The following is a 14,658-nucleotide window of genomic DNA, read 5'->3' as shown; positions in this document are numbered from 1 at the left end:
ATGATCAGCCTTGTCACACTCGGTGTTTTTTCCGGCGCTGTGTTGCTGTTGTTGCTGTCACCGGGGCCGAACATGGCATTTGTCATCAGTCAGGGCGTCACCCATGGCTGGCGCGGCGGCGTTGCTTCGGCCCTGGGCATTGGCGTGGCCGACCTGTTGCTGACAGCGTTGACCGCCATGGGGGTGACGGCGTTGGTCGCCAGCTGGCCGCCAGCGTTCGACCTGATCCGTTATGCGGGCGTGATCTACCTGCTGTGGCTGGCCTTCAAAACCTTGCAGAAACGCCCCGGCCTGGACACCGCTCACGTCGGCCGCGTGGCGTTGGGCGGAGTGTTTCTGCAGGCCATGCTCAACAGCTTGCTCAACCCCAAGGCGTTGTTGTTTTTCATGGTGTTCCTGCCGCAGTTTGTGCGGCCCGAGGCAGGGCCTATCGCCTTGCAATTGATGGTGCTGGGCGGTGTGTTGACGTTGATCGCCAGTGTGTTTCATGTGCTGTTGGGCGTGTTTGGCGGGGCGCTCAGTCGTTTCTTCGCCAAACGCACCAAAAGCGCCTGGCTGCAGAAGTGGGGCTTGGCAGCGGTGCTGACGGCGTTGGCCGTGCGCTTGGCGGTGATGTCACGTCCTGCCTGAATGACAGGCGGGAAGCCAAGCAAGTTTCTTTGTGGCGGGGGCCCGACAGCCGATGCTCATCTACCTTACACCCCATAATCCAAATGTGGGAGCTGGCTTGCCTGCGATGACGGCCTGACAGCCGACGCTTCTCTACCTGACACTCCACGATCCAATTGTGGGAGCGGGCTTGCTCGCGAAGGCGGCCTGACAGTCGACACAGCTATACAGTGTACATATCCATTCCTGCGGTAACGGCCACTTAGGGTTCCGCTTTTACAGCGGCTCACTTTTGAAAAGCCGGAATGCCGGCCCAGACAAAAGTAAGCAAAACGCTCTCGCCCCACCACTCGGCACCTCGCTTAGGCTCGGTGTGCCCTCACTCCGGCTTGAATCCGTGGGCCGCCGTCATGGGCCATCCTTGGCCCAGGACGGCTAACCCGGCGTCCTGCCGGGTTACCCACGAATTCCAGCCTGCGTTCGGCCAGCGTGGTTTAACGGGGCGCCTAAGATCAAGAGCAAGTTCAAGAGCGACTCGCTTCGCATCGTGGTTACTGTTGGTTACAACTGGACAGCCGTTGAGCACCGAAAGAATCAAAAGGAGTTTCGTACAGCGGACTAGGACTTACCTCACGTTCAAGCGTTGAAACCGGTTCATTCCCACGGACCTTCAGTCGCTGCAAATTCAGCGACCGGACGTGAGAAATCCAACTTCACCCCAACCGCGCAGCCGCCCGCGCCACGATCTCCCCGCGCACTTTGCGTGACTCCACCGTGCGCTTGTTGGCTTCCTCCAGCACATGCCGGGGCGCCGTCTCCGGGTGGCCTGAGTCAAACGGTGGGGCCGGCGCGTATTCGATCTGCAGTTGCACCAGTTGCGCTGCCGCTTCGCTGTACAACTCCGCGGCCAAAGTCAGGGCAAAATCGATGCCCGCGGTGATCCCGCCGCCGGTAAACAGGTTGCCATCACGCACCACACGTTCCTGTACGGGGATGGCACCGAGCGGGGCGAGCAGGTGGTGGTACGCCCAATGGGTGGTGGCCTTGCGACCGCGCAGCAACCCTGCCGCGCCCAGTACCAATGAGCCGGTGCACACCGAGGTCATGTAGCGCACTGCCTGGGCCTGGGCCTTGAGGAAGTCCAGGGTTTGCGGGTCTTCCATCAATGGGCCCACACCGGCGCCGCCGGGTACGCAAAGCACATCCAGGTTCGGGCAGTCGGCGTAGGTCATGGTCGGCGTGAACACCAGGCCAGTGCTGGAGGTGATCGGCGCGAGGTCTTTCCACACCAGGTGCAGCTTCACGTCTGGCAGCGAACCGAGGACATCATAGGGGCCGGTAAGGTCCAGTTGCTGGATGCCGGGAAACAACAGAAAGCCGATCTGCAAGGTCATGATTCAAGCTCCGAAAAGGAATGGACGTGCTCACTGTAGAAGCCTAGGCTTTGGCGAATACGCCATTGAGCCCACCAATCTCGCCAATCATGCCTAAAATTATTCATGTACTCGCGTTTGAGAATGCCCAGGTACTCGATGTCACCGGGCCTCTACAGGTGTTCGCATCGGCTAACGATTTGGCGCGCCAGCGTAGTTTGCCATTGCCCTACGCGGTCAACGTCATCGCCGCTCAGGCTGAGCCGGTGATGACGTCCTCCGGCCTCGCGCTGCTGGCTGAACCGCTGCCCGCCATCGATGCGCCTTGCGACACCCTGATGATCGCCGGTGGCTGGGGCGTGTACGGCGCCGCCGAGGACCCGGCGCTGGTGCAATGGGTGCGCGATAAATCCTTGCACACCCGGCGCATGGCTTCGGTTTGCACCGGGGCTTTTCTGCTGGCCGCCAGTGGCTTGCTCGATGGTTGCCGCGTGGCCACGCACTGGACGCGCTGTGAAGAACTGGCGCGCAAGTTCCCTGCGCTCACGGTGGAGGCCAATCCGATTTTCATCCAGCAAGGTGCGGTGTGGACGTCTGCTGGTGTGACCGCCGGGATCGACCTGTGCCTGGCCCTGGTAGAGGATGACCTGGGGCGTGCGATTGCCCTGGAAGTGGCGCGCCACTTGGTGGTGTTCCTCAAGCGCCCTGGCGGTCAGTCGCAATTCAGCGTGACGTTATCCCTGCAAAAGAGCGACAGCCGTTTTGCCGAGCTGCATGCCTGGATCGCCGAAAACCTGACGTTGGATCTGAGCATCGCCACCCTGGCGGCCCAGGCTGGCATGAGCGAGCGCAGCTTTGTACGCCACTATCGCACCGAGACTGGCCAAACCCCGGCGCGGGCCGTGGAACTGATTCGCGTCGAAAACGCACGCCGGCAACTGGCAGATAGCACAACCTCCATCAAGCGTATCGCCATGCAATGTGGTTTTGGCTGTGAAGAGACTTTGCGCCGCAGCTTTCTAAGGGCTTTGTCGGTGACGCCCCAGGCTTATCGAGAGCGTTTTTCACCGCTCCAGTAGTTCCAGCAAAGCTTGAAGCGTGACCTGGGGCGCTTCCTGGAAAACGTTATGACCCACGCCGGGCAACACCTGGCGGCGATAAAAACCGCTGAAGTGCTCCACGTCATCATCCTCCAGCGACGGCGGGCCCACGCCATCGTCGGCCCCGCACAGCGAAATGCTCGGTACTGATATCGGCGGTTGCGGCACCAGCGCCTGCTCGATGTATTCCAGCGCGGGATCACCCGGCGCATACATGAAGCGATGGCGATAGGAGTGAATCACCACCTCGACAAAATCCGGGTTATCAAACGACGGCGCGGTCAGGCCGTAGCGGCTTGGCCCTTCGGCCCAGGACGGTGACCACAGCGTCCAGAGCAATTGGCAGAGTTCACGCCGATTGGCCGTCAACCCGTCGACCCCGCGCTGGGTGTGAAAGTAATACTGATACCAGAGCCGGTGCTCTGTCTCAGGTGGCCTGGGCTTGAGCGACTGGCTGATGGCCTGGATGTTGTAGCCATCGCCGGTCACCAGGCCGCGCACCCGCTGCGGCCATAGCGCCGCGACAATACAGGCGGCGCGCCCACCCCAGTCAAAGCCGGCGAGTGTGGCTTGCGGGATCGACAATGCATCCATGAAGTCGAGCAGGTCCTTGGCCAGCGCTGCCTGTTGGCCGGAGCGCATCACTTGCGTGTTGATAAATCGCGTCGGGCCATAACCGCGTAAGTACGGGACCAATACCCGATAACCACGTTCAGCCAGCACCGGCGCGATGTCATCGTAGCCCCGTGGATCGTAAGGGAAGCCATGCAACAGGATCACCGGTTCGCCATCGATGGGGCCGTGGGTTTCGTACGCCACATCAAGCAGGGTTGTGCGCACATACAGCAGTGGGGCGGGGGACGTCAGGGTTGCCATACGGTTTTCTCCCCGCTGAGTTTGCGGTCCAGGAACGTTGCCGCGCTGATCAATGCCAAGTGGCTCAAGGCCTGGGGCGTGTTGCCCAGGTGCCGGGCCTGGCTGTCGAACTCTTCGGCGTACAACCCCAGCGGGTTGGCGTAACGCAGCAACTGTTCGAATTCCAGATGGGCCTTTTCAACTTGCCCGGCGCGCGCCAGGCATTCGACGTACCAGAACGAACAGGCGGCAAACGCGCCTTCGACGCCTTGCAGCCCATCGATCTGGCTATCGTCATTGCGGTAGCGGTAGACCATGCCGTCGCGCACCAGGCTTTTCTGGATCGCTTCCAGTGTCGTGAGCCAGCGCGGGTCCGTGGCGGCGACAAAGCGCACCAGCGGCATCAACAGCATCGAACCGTCGAGGGCGGTGCTGCCGATATGCTGCACAAAATGCCCGCGCTCTTCGTTCCAGAAGTTAGTCCAGATGTCGGCGTAGATCGCCTGGCGCGTCTGGTCCCAGCGTGCGAACGGGGCCGGCAGCGAACGTTTGGAGGCCAGGCGAATGGCACGGTCCAGGGCCACCCAGCACATCAGGCGTGAGTGCAGGAAGTGGTGCTGCTCGCCGCGCATTTCCCAGATGCCCACGTCTTTGTGGTTCCAGATCTCACACACTTGGTCGACCACTTCCACCGTGTGTTTCCAGCCTTGGTGGGAGATGGCTTCGCCGTACTTGTTCACCAGGTAAACCGCGTCCATCAGTTCGCCGTAGATATCCAGCTGGATCTGGTCGAACGCTTCGTTGCCCACCCGCACCGGTTGGGCGCCGCCGTGGCCGCTCAAGTGGTCGAGGGTGGTTTCCGGCAGTTCCTGGCGACCGTCGATGCCGTACAGGATGTTGATCTTGGTCGGCTGGCCGCAGCAGTCGCTGACCCGGCCCCTGAGCCAGCGCATATAGGCGTTGGCTTCCTCGACGAAACCCAGGCGCATGAACGCATAGACGGTGAACGAGGCATCGCGGATCCAGGTATAGCGGTAGTCCCAGTTGCGTTCGCCGCCGGGCGTTTCCGGCAGCCCGAACGTGGCCGCGGCGATGATGGCGCCGTGTTTGCGCGAGGTCAGGAGTTTCAGCGCCAGGGCCGAGCGGTTGACCATCTCGCGCCAGCGCCCGCGATAGTTGGACTGGCTGATCCAACCGCGCCAGAACTTCAAGGTGCGCTCCAGGTAGAGGTCGGTACAGTCGTTGGTGACGCGCGCATCCTCCTGGCCACCGAGGACAAATTCGGCGCCTTCATCCTGGGCGAGGGTAAAGGTGGCGATGGCGGTGTTGCCTTGGAGGGTCAGCGGCTGACTGCCAATCAGGCGCAGGCCGGGCTGGCCGCTGGCGGTGAACACCACGCTGGCAGCCTCGGCCTTAGCCTCGGTGGGGGCCCGGGCATAGTCGTGGCGCACGGCGCAGCTCAGGTGGATAGTCGCCTTGCCACTGACCACCCGTACCCGCCTGATCAGCAAGGGCAGTTCATCGACGTTTTCGCTGACGGTCAGCAGGTCGGTGATCTCCACCACCGCTTCATCGCTCAGCCAGCGAGTCTGCAGCACATTGGTGTCGGGCAGGTAGATCTGCTCGCGGCGGGCGTTGGGCAGGTCCGGGGTAAGCTGGAACGTGCCGGCCTCGGGCGTGTCGAGCAGTGCGCAAAACACCGAAGGGCTGTCGAATTCCGGCCAGCAGAAGAAGTCGATGCTGCCGCGGTCGTTCACCAGTGCCGCGCTGCGCATGTCGCCGATGATCCCGTGGGCATCGATGGCGCTTTGAGGTTCGTTCTTGAAATCAACCATTGCCACGGAACTCCGGGTAGAGGCTCATACCGCCATCGATGAACAAGGTGCTGCCAACCACATAATCAGAGGCATCGCTGGCCAGCCACACCACCGCATTGGCCACGTCTTCGACGTCACCGACACGACCATAAGGAATCAATTTGAGCAGCTCTTTTTCTGCAGCACCTTCAGTGGCTGCGCGGTTGATCGCCGTGCGAATCGCCCCAGGCGCAATGCCATTGATACGGATGCGCTGTTCGCTGACTTCCTGGGCGAGGGTGCGCATCAGCATCTCCACGCCACCCTTGGACGCGGCGTAATTCACATGCCCGGCCCAGGGGATGACTTGATGCACCGAACTCATATGGATGATTTTGCCGGCGGCCCGTGACACACCTTCGCGAATACCCTGGCGATTGAAGATACGCACCGCCGCGCGCGCGCAGAGGAACTGCCCGGTGAGGTTGACGCCAATCACCGTGTTCCAATCCTCAAGGGTCATATCGACCAGATTGGCATCTTTTTGCAGGCCGGAGTTGGCCACCAGAATATCCAGATGGCCGAAGGCGTCGAGGGTTTGCGCGAACAGGCGTTCGACATCGGCCTCCTTGGACACATCGCCGCCAATCGCAAGCGCTCGGCCGCCGTTGGCATTGATCTGCGCGGCGAGAGCCTCAGCCGGTGCCGCCTGGGAGTTGTAGTTAAGCACCACCGCCGCGCCTGCTGCGGCCAGGGCTTTGGCCGCGCCCGCGCCAATGCCGGAACTGGCCCCGGTGACCAGGGCCACTTGTTGCTGCAAGGAAATCTGCATCGCCCACCCACCGTTTTATGAGAGTCCTTCTTGCTGACTGGCGGCGGCGAGCGGAAGTTCACCCCCTGGCGCTTACGCCCAACTCGGGCAAAGCGCGACTTTATCGTATGATGCTGAAAATAAAGGGCAATACAGGAAGCGATGGAATGCATGCGTGGGCCGTTACCCGATGGATGAAACTATTACTCAGCGGCGTAGTGGCCGCTTTATCACTGGCTCAGACAGCCTTGTGCGTCGCGGAAAACAGCAATGGTAAAACGCTGTATCTGCAGCGCTGTGCTGTGTGCCACGGGCCCGATATCAAAGGCACGGGGCCATTGGCAAAAAAAAGTAATCCGCCAACCCCCGACCTGACAACTGCCACCTTCAAGAAACGACTCCATGATTATCCGGGCGTTATCGTCTCCTCGGTCATCCTTCGCCCCAATGGCAACCTGATCCCCAAGACGCTGCAAGACAATGGCGTAAAGATCGCGCCACATGCCTGGAGCGTTAAAGACTTTCGCGATTTGCATCAATACATGAGTGAGGTCATTTCAAACAAATAGTGGGTCGGCGATGAGCAGCAATTGCCCCACTTAATAGGAAGCATTACTATTCACGCCCCGCCTCCCCAGTGCTTTCGCGATGACTCCTCAGCCGCCCCGCAGAACAGGCTTTTTCGAGCACTATGAAGAGTTGATCGGAACCTGGACGCGCCGCCTGAGAAACCGTCAGCAAGCCGAAGACCTGGCGCACGACACCTTCGTGCGGGTGCTTGAGTCCGCTGCCTGCGAGGTGGCGCAGCCACGCGCCTACCTGCATCAAACCGCGCGCAATATTGCGGTGGATGCCTACCGCCGCGAAGACCGCCGCGAGGCGTTGACGCTGCAAGCGGCTGATCACAGTACGCCTCACAGTAGCGACCCGGAGCATTACATGCACGCGATCCAGTTGGCCGACGCCATCGAGCGGGCGCTGGCCGAGTTGCCGCTCAACTGTCGCAGGATTTTCATCTGGCAAAAGATCGAAGGGCTCACCCAGCAGGAAATCGCCACACGCCTGGGGCTGTCTAAAAACATGGTGGAAAAGTATATGATCCGCACCCTGCGGCATCTGCGTGATCGTCTGGATGCGAGCGCGCCATGACCGGCTTTGAAACAGGATCTTCCACGATGGATAACCGTGTCCGTGATGAGGCCGCGCAGTGGTTTGTACGCCTGCAAGACGGCCCATTGAGCGCCCAGGAACGCCAACGTTTCGATGCCTGGCGCAGGTCGCAGCCCGCGCATCAATACGAAATCGATGTGCTGCAAGGGTTATGGAGTGCGACGGATTTGCTGCCCAAGGCCCGCTTGCAGGCGCTGGGCGATGCGCCGACCGAGCGCCTTGGACGGCGTGCGCTGATGCGTTATGCCGTGGCCGCCAGTGTGGTCGCCGTTGCAGTGGGCCTGGGTGCGTACAGCGGTCTGGGGCAGCCAAAGCCCTACAATGCCGAATTCAGCACGCGGTTAGGCGAGCATCGTCAGGTGACCTTGCCTGACGGTTCCGTGATGGACCTCAACAGCCGCAGCGTGGTCGCGGTTCATTACGAAAAGGGCCGTCGGGGCGTAGAGCTCAAGCAGGGCGAGGCGATGTTCAGCGTGCAGCATGACGCCGGGCGCCCGTTTGTGGTCGCAGCCGGGGCAGGGCAGGTGACCGTCACCGGCACGCGCTTTGATGTACGTCGGGAGGCGGACCAGACCCGCGTGGCGGTCGAAGCCGGCACGGTCAAGGTGCAGGGCCGGGCATCCGATCACATCGTCACGCTCACCGCCGGGCGTGGCACCCATGTCGATCCCCAAGGCCAAGTGGCGGCGGCCTACGCGGTGAACCCTGAAGAACTGACCGCGTGGCGCAACGGTAAACTGGTGTTCAACAACGCCACCTTGGTCGACGTGGCGCGGGAAGTGTCGCGCTACCGCGAGCAACCGCTGCGGGTCAGTACGGCAGCGGTGGGCAATCTGCGCTTGACCAGTGTCTTCAACTCCAGCGATACCGATGCCTTGCTCAAGGCCTTGCCCCACATCCTGCCGGTCGCCTTGCGCACTCTGCCGGACGGTAGCCAGGAAATTATTTCGCGCTGACATTCAGGTTTTTTTCGAGTTCTTCGTCTTCTCCTGCAACTGCAACTGGTTTGCATTAACGGCCGCGCATGCTTGCGATCACAGGACTAGGTTCGACGTGAAAAAACTTGCCCCCCACAACAATAAAATTTCCCGCTGGGCGCCCTTGGCCCTGGCCGTTGCCATCAGTACCGCACAGGCTGCCGAGGGTATCCACATTCGTGCGCAATCCCTCGGCGCAGCCTTGAGCCAATTGGGCCAGCAGACCTCGCTGCAAGTGTTCTTCAGCCCCGATATGGTTGCTGGCAAGCAAGCTCCTGCGGTCGATGGCAATCTCTCGCCCGAACAAGCCCTGCGGCAATTACTGCAAGGCAGTGGCCTGGATTACCAGATTGACGCCGGCTCCGTGACCTTGCGTCCGGTGAGCCGCGGCACCGGTGAAGCGGGCTCACCGCTGGAACTGGGGGTCACCGATATCAAGGTGGTGGGCGACTGGCTTGCCGACGCCGATGCCGAAGTGGTGCAGAACCATCCCGGCGCACGCACCGTCATTCGACGCGAAGCCATGGTAGAGCAGGGCGCGATGAACATCGGTGACGTCCTGCGCCGCGTGCCTGGCGTGCAAGTGCAGGAATCCAACGGCACCGGTGGCAGTGATATTTCCCTCAACGTCGGCGTACGCGGCCTGACCTCGCGCCTGTCACCGCGCTCCACCGTGCTGATTGACGGCGTACCGGCTGCGTTCGCTCCTTACGGCCAGCCACAGCTGTCGATGGCGCCGATTTCTGCCGGTAACCTGGAAAGTATCGACGTTGTCCGCGGTGCGGGTTCGGTGCGTTATGGGCCACAGAACGTCGGCGGCGTGATCAACTTCGTGACCCGTGCGATCCCGCAAGACTTCTCCGGTGAAGTCGGCACCACCCTGCAAACGTCTGCCCACGGTGGCTGGAAGCATGTAGAGAATGCCTTTATCGGTGGCACGGCCGACAACGGTATCGGCGCCGCGCTGCTGTACTCCGGGGTCAACGGTAACGGTTACCGCAACAGCAACAACGGCAACGACATCGATGATGTGATCTTCAAAACCCACTGGGCGCCGACCGATCAAGACGATTTCTCGCTGAACTTCCACTATTACGATGCCAGCGCCGATATGCCCGGCGGCCTGACCCAGAAGCAGTTCGATGCCAACCCGTACCAATCGGTGCGTGACTGGGACAACTTCAGCGGGCGCCGCAAGGACGTGTCGTTCAAGTACATCCGCCAGATCGACGACCGCACCCAGGCCGAAGTGCTGACTTACTATTCCGACAGTTTCCGTGGCAGCAACATTGCCAACCGCGATCTCAAGACCCTCAGCTCCTACCCGCGCACCTACTACACCTTCGGCATCGAGCCGCGTGTGTCCCATGTGTTTGACCTGGGGCCCAGTACCCAGGAAGTCAGTGTGGGGTATCGCTACCTCAAAGAAGGCATGCACGAGGAGGCCACCAGCCTGAACCTGGTCAACAACGTACCGACGCCGGGCGGGCAGAGCGACGGTCACGTGTATCAGGACCGCACGGGGGGCACTGAAGCCAACGCCTTCTATATCGATAACAAAATCGATATTGGCAAATGGACCATCACCCCGGGCATTCGCTTTGAAGATATCCGTACCGAATGGCATGACCGCCCGGTCGTTGCCCTGAACGGCAAGCGTACCGAGGAAAAACGCCGCGAGGTCCACAACAACGAACCGCTGCCGGCGCTGAGCGTGATGTACCACGTGTCTGACGCCTGGAAACTGTTCGCCAACTACGAAACCTCCTTCGGCAGCCTGCAGTATTTCCAACTCGGCCAGGGCGGTACCGGCGACCAGACGGCCAACGGCCTGAACCCGGAAAAGGCCAAGACCTACGAGGTCGGTACGCGCTACAACGACAGCGTCTGGGGCGGCGAAGTGACGCTGTTCTACATCGACTTCTCGGATGAACTGCAATACGTCAGCAATGACGTGGGCTGGACCAACCTCGGCGCCACCAAGCACAGCGGCATCGAAGCATCCGCCCATTACGACCTGTCCAACCTCGACCCGCGCCTCGACGGCCTGACCGCCAACGCGGGCTTCACCTACACCAAGGCCACCTCCGAAGGTGATGTGCCGTTCAAGGGCCGTGACCTGCCACTGTATTCCCGCCAAGTGGCGACCCTGGGCCTGCGTTACGACGTCAACCACTGGACCCACAACCTGGACGTCTATGCCCAGTCCGGCCAGCGTGCGCCCGGCACCGGCACCACCTATATCACCCAAGGCTCTGCTGATGGCCAATACGGTGATATCCCCGGGTATGTCTCGGTCAACCTGCGCAGCGGCTACGACTTTGGCGCGCAACTGTCGAACCTGAAACTGGGCGTGGGCGTGAAGAATGTCTTCGACCAGCAGCATTACACACGCTCTAGCGACAACAATGCAGGGTTGTACCTGGGTGAGCCTCGCACGTTCTTCCTACAGGCAAGCGTAGGGTTTTGAGCTTTAGCCGATGAAGAAAAATCGCGATCTCAAAGGTCGCGATTTTTTTTTGGCCCGGGCCAGGGGCACCGCCCATTCATCGCGAGAAGATCGCCGCTGTCCAAGCTGTTTACTACACCTTGATCACATATTGTTGCTGGATCAGGAACTGATTCCGACGCAAAACCACACATGGGAAAGCTGGTGGGCTTCGACATTGCGTTGGAGCGACAAGCTGAAAATCGCCCACTGTCATGGAGAAACTTATGTCGGTATCGATGTTGGATACACCCGTCTCTGCTTCAGCAACGTCTGACCTTCCACCGGCCAAGGTCGACATTAAAGTCGCTAACGAGGCTGCGGCTGCGCGTTCTTTCAATGGCCAGAATGCTGCCCATGTTAATTTCCAATCCAGGGAGAACAAGGACGGGCCGGTATTTGGTAGTCCTCAGGCGCCGACCACCGCGGCTGACGCGCATGGGCGTCACCACAGCCCGCAGGGGGCGCAGAGTTTGCTGAGCCAATTCAAGCAGTGGGTCGGTCATTGCTTCAGCGGACATCGGCCGCCCACGCATCCTGGTTGTGAACATCGGCCGCCAAGGCCGAACCCAGGTTGCAGCAACCCGCCCCCCAGACCGAATCCTATTGAGAGCAATCCTCCACCACGACCGGACCCCACCGCAGGTCGACCGTATCCGCCCGCCCCCGGCAGGCCGGATCCGCAGTACGCGTTGAAGAACCGCGAAGAGTTGGCCCAACAACTGCTCGACAACTTCAATGCCTTCAGAGACCCGAAGAAGCCTGGCTACGTCAGCGTTGACAGCATTCTTGCGATGGCGAAAAGAGGGTGGTCGCCTAATCCCGTCATGAACGAGAACATCCGCCTGGCCAATGAGCTGCTACGACGTCCGGAACTGATGGCAGCGATGGATAGGCACAGTTCCACCGGCGCCCTGGATGGTCTTATCGACCGGCAAAAACTGAATATGGTGATCAAAGGAGAGAACTACTTCAAGTACAAGACTGACAAGGAACTGGCCGGTGAGCTGCTTGATCATTTCGACGAGTTGAAGAAAAGGAGCGGGGGCTCAAGCCTGAAAATCAGCGAACTGAAAGAGTGGGCGCGCAAGCCGCTCACTGGCGATGCAGCCAAGGATCATCTGATTCAGTTATCCCAGGAAATACTCACGCGCAGTGACGTGCTCGAAAAAATGGATAACCACCTCAGTAAAGACGGCGATGGGAAGATCAGCCGTAGAGGGCTGTACTCGTTGTCCCGCTGACCGCTCTTGCGGCGCCACCTTTTTGAGGTGGCGCCAGTTTTATATGTTTCAAGGAACGAATTATTCCCGGTTGCCACATAGGTGGTACCTGCGGTAGTGATTTGGCATGCCGTTTTTTCAGCTTTCGAATGAGGGAAAACATATGACTTCAACCTCGTTTAATTCCCCCAAACCTGGCCCTCTCGAGCTTTTGCGCAACACCCAGCAAGCGAGTCTGGCAATGCCAGAGGAGTGCGCAGCGTCGCAAAGTCTTCCCTTTGAGTCGACCGAATATGAGGCCGAGGCGCGGCGCATGAAGGCGTATGCCGGCGAGCGCAAATTCCAGGCGCCCGTTTCGGATGATTTTTCCCGGGGCCTGCTGGCGGAGTTGCAGACGCCGGGGGCCGGTGGCGATTCATTGAAAGACACCGGCTTGATCAACAGCCTGGCAGGCTGGTGGCGTAGGCGAAAGCTGGATGAGGGTGGTTGACCACGGTTTTACATATTGTCATTGGTATTAGCCTTTTACTCGGAACTGTCGAGCCCATCCAACCACACATGAGGTACCTGCCTGAGGAGAGTCTATTCGTTGATTTTGCCCATCACGGCACAGACCACCCAGCGGATATGCATCTGAAAAGAGTTGGAGAAAACCCATGACAATTAAGGGTGCAGTACCTTCCGGCCGGCCGCTTCCTCCCGACAGGCTGGCCGCACAATCAACCACTCCACCACCGGTCTGCCAATCTGAAACCTGGTATGAAGCCCCATCCGCGCCCTCGGCTGGAGGCTCGCACAAACCCTTTCTCTTGCGTGGGACCTTATCCGCTCTGCGCTATCGAGACTTGCAGAACTCCCCTGTTGAGCGGGCCAGGGGTTCCCTGCCAAGTGCAACTACAAAGGATAGCCAGTTGGCAAAGGCCTTGGAAAAATCCTTCGGCGCGGTGCACCCGTTTCTGAATGACGGGCGCTTGACTTGGACGTCCTTGAAGCGGATCGCTGCTCAACCGACGGGTGAAAACGAGGTGTTGGACAACGCGATCCAGGTCGTCAGAGAAATTCTCAAACGCCCTCGGCTAAGCGACGCTATCTTCAGCCGTGATGGCGATATCACACGTGACAGCCTCAGTGCGGCTGCCCAGACCTTGCAGGGCAACAGCTCTCCAAGTGTTTTCAGCCAGGATCCGTTTCATGCCCAAAGCAATGCACAGGTGGTGCAAGCGCTGCAAAGCCAGTTTGCGCACCTGCGAGACGAGACCATGGATCGAACCTATCTCTTTGAAACGCATCAGTACGTTGAAATAGCCAAGCTTCGGTCGGTTATGCAAGACCCGTATGAGGTAGATCAACACGGCGCGCCTGTGCTGGATACGTCTACAGGCATGCCCAGGTCCCAATACAGCGAGCTCAGTGTCTACACAGCGAAGAATATTCTTGACCGTCCGGGTTTGCTGTCGTCATTACAGCGAGCCAATGGCACACGACTGTTTGGCCCGCCTCATAAGGACGGTTGGCTCAGCAACAAAAGCCTCGAACGTTGGCGGGAGCAGGACGATGCTCGCAAAGCGCGTTGAAGCTTGGACTCATACCTTGAGGATTTTTCCACTGATGGCTACTGCCGCCAGCAATACCGCGATCAGGATGAACGCAGTACTCAAGCTGCTGCCATGGGCGATAAAGCCAATCATGGCGGGGCCGGCGAGAATCCCGGCGTAGCCCAATGTGGTGATGGCAGGCACTGCGATATGCTCTGGCATCACCGTTTGCTTACCCACGGCGGTATACAGTACCGGTACGATATTCGAACACCCTGCACCCACCAGCGCGTAGCCGAGCAGCGCCGTTTCCCACGTTGGCAATAGGGTCGCGAGGAGCAAGCCGGCACAGGCCAGCGCGCCACCGATCACGATTACGCGAGTGGGCCCCAGGCGTCGAACAATGGCATCGCCGGTCAGGCGTCCAGCAGTCATGGTCAAGGCAAATGCCGCGTACCCCAGGCCGGCGTAAGCCTCATCGAGGCCGCGCTCGGCGCTGAGGAACACAGCACTCCAATCCAGCACGGCACCTTCAGCCAGGAATACGATGAAACACAGGCAACCGATAAACAACACCACGCCATGGGGCACTGCAAATGCCGGTCCCGAGCTTTTGCTGCCATAAGGCAACAAATGCGGTGCTGCTTTTAACAGCGCCGCCACCGTGATAACGACGACCTCCAGGGTCGCCTGCAATGGCGACAGGCCCAGCCCCAGCAAC

14 protein-coding genes are annotated in these 14,658 nt (G+C 60.1%); 9 read left to right on the top strand and 5 right to left on the bottom strand.

Annotation, left to right across the window (positions count from 1 at the left end; genetic code table 11):
• Positions 1 to 630 carry a LysE family translocator gene (locus tag GIW79_RS24010; RefSeq protein ID WP_236454850.1) on the top strand — a complete coding sequence of 210 codons (630 nt, stop codon included), beginning with the start codon at positions 1 to 3 and terminating at the stop codon, positions 628 to 630.
• A gap of 692 nt (positions 631 to 1,322) precedes the next feature.
• Here the strand turns inward: GIW79_RS24010 and inhA are convergent.
• Positions 1,323 to 2,003: an isonitrile hydratase gene (gene inhA, locus GIW79_RS24005; protein WP_236454849.1), complete on the bottom strand. Its 681-nt coding sequence runs from the start codon at positions 2,001 to 2,003 to the stop codon at positions 1,323 to 1,325.
• A gap of 89 nt (positions 2,004 to 2,092) precedes the next feature.
• Here inhA and GIW79_RS24000 point away from each other — a divergent pair, with 89 nt between their 5' ends.
• On the top strand, positions 2,093 to 3,061 hold the full coding sequence (locus GIW79_RS24000; RefSeq protein WP_089042739.1) for a GlxA family transcriptional regulator: 969 nt from the start codon (positions 2,093 to 2,095) through the stop codon (positions 3,059 to 3,061).
• Here GIW79_RS24000 and GIW79_RS23995 read toward each other — a convergent pair.
• From GIW79_RS23995 to GIW79_RS23985, 3 genes are read right to left on the bottom strand one after another with little or no spacing between them, the layout of a single operon-like run.
• Positions 3,047 to 3,958: an alpha/beta fold hydrolase gene (locus GIW79_RS23995; RefSeq protein WP_236454847.1), complete on the bottom strand. Its 912-nt coding sequence runs from the start codon at positions 3,956 to 3,958 to the stop codon at positions 3,047 to 3,049. The two genes, GIW79_RS24000 and GIW79_RS23995, sit on opposite strands and share 15 nt — an antisense overlap.
• Entirely contained in the window at positions 3,946 to 5,772 is a 1,827-nt protein-coding gene (locus tag GIW79_RS23990; RefSeq protein ID WP_034125824.1) for a glycoside hydrolase family 15 protein, read from the bottom strand. Before GIW79_RS23990 ends, GIW79_RS23995 begins: the two co-directional genes overlap by 13 nt.
• On the bottom strand, positions 5,765 to 6,565 hold the full coding sequence (locus tag GIW79_RS23985) for a glucose 1-dehydrogenase (RefSeq protein ID WP_054898226.1): 801 nt from the start codon (positions 6,563 to 6,565) through the stop codon (positions 5,765 to 5,767). Before GIW79_RS23985 ends, GIW79_RS23990 begins: the two co-directional genes overlap by 8 nt.
• Before the next feature lie 146 nt (positions 6,566 to 6,711).
• On the opposite strand from GIW79_RS23985, the gene GIW79_RS23980 reads away from it, so the two are divergent.
• The 7 genes from GIW79_RS23980 (at position 6,712) to GIW79_RS23950 (ending at position 13,976) form a co-directional block, all read left to right on the top strand.
• Positions 6,712 to 7,113, top strand: a complete 402-nt coding sequence (locus GIW79_RS23980) for a cytochrome c (RefSeq protein ID WP_082423435.1) — start codon at positions 6,712 to 6,714, stop codon at positions 7,111 to 7,113.
• A 79-nt stretch (positions 7,114 to 7,192) separates the two neighbouring features.
• Entirely contained in the window at positions 7,193 to 7,693 is a 501-nt protein-coding gene (locus GIW79_RS23975) for a sigma-70 family RNA polymerase sigma factor (RefSeq protein WP_054898227.1), read from the top strand.
• A 26-nt stretch (positions 7,694 to 7,719) separates the two neighbouring features.
• Complete coding sequence (locus GIW79_RS23970) at positions 7,720 to 8,670, top strand: FecR family protein (RefSeq protein ID WP_236454845.1); 951 nt, start codon at positions 7,720 to 7,722, stop codon at positions 8,668 to 8,670.
• Between the two features lie 97 nt (positions 8,671 to 8,767).
• Complete coding sequence (locus GIW79_RS23965) at positions 8,768 to 11,161, top strand: TonB-dependent siderophore receptor (RefSeq protein WP_034125820.1); 2,394 nt, start codon at positions 8,768 to 8,770, stop codon at positions 11,159 to 11,161.
• A gap of 245 nt (positions 11,162 to 11,406) precedes the next feature.
• Positions 11,407 to 12,423 carry a type III secretion effector protein gene (locus tag GIW79_RS23960; protein ID WP_169918900.1) on the top strand — a complete coding sequence of 339 codons (1,017 nt, stop codon included), beginning with the start codon at positions 11,407 to 11,409 and terminating at the stop codon, positions 12,421 to 12,423.
• Positions 12,424 to 12,715: 292 nt separating this feature from the next.
• Positions 12,716 to 12,892: a type III secretion effector protein gene (locus tag GIW79_RS23955; RefSeq protein ID WP_080757665.1), complete on the top strand. Its 177-nt coding sequence runs from the start codon at positions 12,716 to 12,718 to the stop codon at positions 12,890 to 12,892.
• Positions 12,893 to 13,313: 421 nt separating this feature from the next.
• Positions 13,314 to 13,976 carry a type III secretion effector protein gene (locus GIW79_RS23950; RefSeq protein WP_230633825.1) on the top strand — a complete coding sequence of 221 codons (663 nt, stop codon included), beginning with the start codon at positions 13,314 to 13,316 and terminating at the stop codon, positions 13,974 to 13,976.
• Between the two features lie 9 nt (positions 13,977 to 13,985).
• On the opposite strand, the gene GIW79_RS23945 is transcribed toward GIW79_RS23950, so the two are convergent.
• Positions 13,986 to 14,658 (bottom strand): MFS transporter (locus GIW79_RS23945; protein ID WP_236477422.1); only part of this gene is annotated, 673 nt, incomplete at its 5' end.

It is taken from the genome of Pseudomonas sp. PA-7-1E (genome assembly GCF_021605325.1).
Classification (GTDB): Bacteria; Pseudomonadota; Gammaproteobacteria; order Pseudomonadales; family Pseudomonadaceae; genus Aquipseudomonas; species Aquipseudomonas fluorescens_BV.
The sequence above is the reverse complement of the archived record's forward strand: the minus strand, read 5'-3'. Positions and strand labels throughout refer to the sequence as shown.